The 570-nt window shown below is 48.4% G+C and carries 1 protein-coding gene; it reads right to left on the reverse strand.

Going from position 1 to position 570, the window contains the following annotated elements:
* Positions 1 to 359: 359 nt before the first annotated feature.
* Positions 360 to 570: hypothetical protein (locus NUW87_RS12005; protein ID WP_269028676.1), on the reverse strand; the 211-nt coding region annotated here is incomplete at its 5' end.

The raw sequence follows: 570 nt of genomic DNA on the forward strand, positions 1-570 counted from the left end.
CTCAGTCTTGCTCAATTTTTCCCAAACCCCAGAAGAGGAGTTCCTGGAGGATGAAGGCTTCGGTGTCTAGCTCGTGCCTACCGTCAAGCGCCTGTGGTCGTCGCCCTAGTCTTCCGCTGTTTCTCGTTTGTCTTTGTGTGTGCTGGGCCTTCGTCGCCCCTGTAATAAGTTAACTATTTACGCTTCCGCTTGTTAAACTCTGAATTGTATCAATTTTTGGTGTACCTTGCCTCCTGGGACAAGGATTAATGCACGCGCGTCAGGAACGCCCGTTGGGTTATTTCCGGTCGTGACAAGTTGGTATCAGAGCCACCCTTGACCCTAGGACGAGCCGTAGATCCCAAGCCTTAGCAATATTTTCAAAAATAAAAATCCTTTGTTATTTGTGAAAACTGTCTAGTCTCTCTCTGTCTTGCTGCTTCATTTATCGCCAAAATCTGATCTTTAAAATGTTGTTTTCCTTTTTGTTTTTGTATGTAGATGGCCGGCAGCGTCACCCGTCGTGGTTTGGACATGACTGGCTTCGTCTTGGAGCTGCGGGGCATGTGCGTGGCCCTGGGGTATCCACAC

The organism is Corynebacterium pilbarense, assembly GCF_026930265.1.
Taxonomy (GTDB): Bacteria; Actinomycetota; Actinomycetes; order Mycobacteriales; family Mycobacteriaceae; genus Corynebacterium; species Corynebacterium pilbarense.